We start from the raw sequence: 3,549 nt of genomic DNA on the forward strand, positions 1-3,549 counted from the left end.
TTCTTTGCCTGACTGAGTTTTTTGAGGAAATGTCTGATGTCCTCTGGCCGCAGTGTAGTTTTAACCTCTATTATTACTATTTCAGATCCATTAATTGCGATGATATCAAACTCGTAATCAACCCCGTCACGACGACCAGATCTCCTTTTTATGGTGTCAGTCACCTCTATCCCCCATTGGTTGAGGATAGTGAGGATATCACCTTCTACCAGAGATTCGACAAGTTTACCCCACTGGGATGTGAACAACTGCTCCAGTTTGTTGAGTTTTTTGTCTGTCTCCTTGAATTTCTCTCTTAGTATTTGATCTGTCTCCTGAAACTTTTTGTCTGTCTCCTTGAATTTTTCTTTCAGTAATTGATCTGTCTCCTTGAATCTCTTATCAGTCTCCTGAAACATGAGCCAGACTTTTTCGAATGTCAGAGGGCCATCTGGAGATGCGGTAATATCTGGTGGAGATTGTTTTGGTTTTGATGTAGGTGACATATCTGGATTTACTTACTTGTCATCTGATGTAATAGCAATTTCGGATATATCGTTCTGGTCAGATTCCCTTATGTATCCGGGGTTATGGTGCCTTCTGGAGTTCGTCAGTCTTTGTCAGGGTGGAGTATTCATATGAACCAGCGTTTAGCGGGAGTCCGGGCTGAATACAGATGGATTACCCAATCATCTCCCAACTAACCTCCGTCCCCTTCCTGACATCCCTATTCACCCGTTTGCCAAGCAGTACCTTATAATACTTCGGCGCAAGCCCCATCCCCGGCCTGATACTTCGCAGGTTTTCTTTGGTAAAAAAATCTCCCGCCTGCATATCTTCTGCAACATAAAGGGATCGGCGAAAAACCACTGATTTTTCTTCATCTTCACCAGGCCCATATTGCACACATCCAAGTGACTGCCAGGCCCGTTTCGTCTCTTCAACCAGCATCCGGAACTCATCTGGCTCCATTGAGAAAGCACTATCCACCCCGCCATCTGCCCGGGAAAGGGTGAAATGTTTCTCTATTAATGACGCCCCATGAGCAACGGCGGCAATAGCAGTCCCGATTCCTAAGGTGTGATCAGAAAGCCCTGCCTCACACCCGAATAACTCCCTCATATGGGGAATTGTCAATATATTACTATTCTCCGGACTTGCCGGATAGGTGCTCGTGCATTTGAGGAGGACCAAATCCTGACATCCGGCATCCCTTGCAGTCCGGACTGCTTCATCGATCTCGGAGACTGTTGCCATACCGGTTGAGATGATGAGAGGTTTTCCTGTAGCCGCTACTTTCTGTATCAGTGGGAGGTCGACGATCTCAAACGAGGCAATCTTATAAGCCGGGACATCCAGGGTTTCAAGGAACTCGACGGCGGTCTCGTCAAATGGGGTGGAGAAACAGATAAGACCGAGTTCTTCTGCCCGATTCATGATAGGGGCATGCCATTCCCAGGGGTTATGTGCCTGCTTGTAGAGATCGTAGAGGCTTTGGCCACTCCACAGGTTTTTTTTCATCACTGATAAAAAATTCTCTTTCAGCGATATCCAGTGTCATTGTGTCAGCGGTGTATGTCTGGAGTTTTATTGCATGAGCACCGGCCTCTGCCGCTGCTTCAACAATGGCAAGTGCCCGATCGAGGGACTGGTTGTGGTTCCCGGACATCTCTGCGATGATGAAAGGGGGGTGATTCTTTCCGATGATTGATCTCTTGATCTGCATAATTTTCAATATTCACTCTTTTGCATCATTAAAAATGCTGTTTGCAGTGATTTTAAGGAAAAATTTTCGTCCTTTGAACTCAAACCAGGCCGGGTACTTATTATTATCTACCGTCCTTAACAGATTGAATTGTGATAAAAGGCTTTTCTGAACGTCAATCTTACTATCTTCAGGATCGCGGTGTGGATAAAAAGATGGCTCACCTTCTTGTTCAAGTCCAAGTTTAGCACTATCTGGATATCTATTGACAAAATTCCTGCATAAATCAGCAATTATATTCGCTAATCCACAACGCAGTTCTTCAATCAATTCATTACCTGAAAATGATACAAAAGATTTCTCGTATATGGGTCCACTATCTACAGATTCTTCCGCTTCAAATATCGTTACTGGAATTTTATCTTTTCCTTCAAGAATTTGCCAGGTAAGAGGTGACCACCCCCTTCCTTTTGGCAAATCACTTGCGTGAACAACAAGATTGTTTCGATGCTGCATCAACTGATTTTTATCTACTATCTTCCCATAACTCAGAAAAAAACACATGTCTCCTGAGGGTAGGTCTGCTGCATCATGTACCCATCTCACTTCATGACCGTCATCTATCCAATCAAAGATTAAATCCGGGATATACTCGTTCATCCAGCTTCCAACATCAGAGCAGACGCTGATACGCCACCCCCCCCTTCAGATTTGATGAGAAATTAAGCGATTCAAAAACTTTACACGAAGGGCTGTTCTCTTCTTTCACCCATCCAAGTACAATTGCCCCAATATGTTCCTTTCGGAATTCGCAAAGACCAGTTTTCAGGAGAGCCCTTCCTCCTCCTCGATTCCTGAACTCGGTGGCAAGAGAGTAATAAATCTCCCACAATTCACCATTTCTTTCAAATCTCACCTGTCCAATTGGGACCTGATCCTCAGTCTCAATAATATAAAGAAAGACATTCTCCATATCCCGGAGTTTATCATAAAACCATTGATGGTGTCTGTCTGGAGAGATCTCATCCATGGTGAATGAATTCTTCCGGGTAATTGGGTCATTTGCCCATGATAACAATTTTTTTTCATCAAAAAGCGAAGCACGTCGAGCATGAAGTTCTGTATCCGCGGATATCGTACGTGCAGTAAAAACCCTCACTACTCCAAGACCATCAACCGTTTGGGAACAATGTGAGGACCAATCCCTTAACTCTCCTTTTACCAACAATTCAGAAATGGATTCACGAATCATCTTTTCTGTTATCGCATCTGCATGTCCTAGCCATGTAATGAGGTTCTGCTGCTCCAGGCCATGAGCAATCGCTTTTTGGTTCTCTGCTGTCGTTATCACAATGGTAGGAAGCCCCAGGCACAATCGTTCCCAGCTCGTCGTCCCGGAAGCACCGATTGCAAGATCCGCCTTCGCCATTAGGGATGCCAGAGATGGAAGGTTACTATGGAGGTAAATATTTGGCCTATTCGCAGTCTTATCCAGGATAACGCTATAAAAAGGGGATTTTTCTGATATGACCGCATCAACCTTGATATCCGGATGGTTCAACTCCATCACTGCGGAGAGAGCCATTCCGGTCAGATTATTCTGGTCTACCCCGCCAAAAAAGATAAGAATTCGCCTGATCGGTCCTTCACGGGGGGGGATCCTATCATGCAGTTCTGCATAAATCGGCTGAAGCAGGGCATACTCCGGTCCTAGCATCTTCCCACATGAGGAAGGGACCTTATCATCGTACCTTGTTTCCATCCCTTCAACCAGGTTTTGATCCAGAAGGAGATCGCAGTCATGCACCCGGTCAGCAAGATCATCGATGACAAAGATTTGGGAAACATAGGCCCGGAGTTGCTTT

General features: G+C 45.0%; 5 protein-coding genes. All 5 read right to left on the reverse strand.

Annotated features, from left to right (window positions below):
* Nucleotides 1–485, reverse strand: a 485-nt coding sequence (locus LDL35_RS14970) for a hypothetical protein (RefSeq protein WP_304023955.1), incomplete at its 3' end; no start/stop codon positions are given.
* Between the two features lie 175 nt (nucleotides 486–660).
* Complete coding sequence (pseI, locus tag LDL35_RS14975; protein WP_304023958.1) at nucleotides 661–1,500, reverse strand: pseudaminic acid synthase; 840 nt, start codon at nucleotides 1,498–1,500, stop codon at nucleotides 661–663.
* On the reverse strand, nucleotides 1,442–1,705 hold the full coding sequence (locus tag LDL35_RS14980) for an N-acetylneuraminate synthase family protein (protein ID WP_304023961.1): 264 nt from the start codon (nucleotides 1,703–1,705) through the stop codon (nucleotides 1,442–1,444). Before LDL35_RS14980 ends, pseI begins: the two co-directional genes overlap by 59 nt.
* 12 nt (nucleotides 1,706–1,717) lie before the next feature.
* Nucleotides 1,718–2,344, reverse strand: coding sequence for a formyltransferase family protein (locus LDL35_RS14985; protein WP_304023964.1), 627 nt, complete (start codon nucleotides 2,342–2,344; stop codon nucleotides 1,718–1,720).
* A gap of 13 nt (nucleotides 2,345–2,357) precedes the next feature.
* Nucleotides 2,358–3,549, reverse strand: a 1,192-nt coding sequence (gene pseG / locus LDL35_RS14990) for a UDP-2,4-diacetamido-2,4,6-trideoxy-beta-L-altropyranose hydrolase (protein ID WP_304023967.1), incomplete at its 5' end; no start/stop codon positions are given.

The organism is Methanospirillum hungatei (assembly GCF_020216685.1).
GTDB lineage: Archaea > Halobacteriota > Methanomicrobia > Methanomicrobiales > Methanospirillaceae > Methanospirillum > Methanospirillum hungatei_B.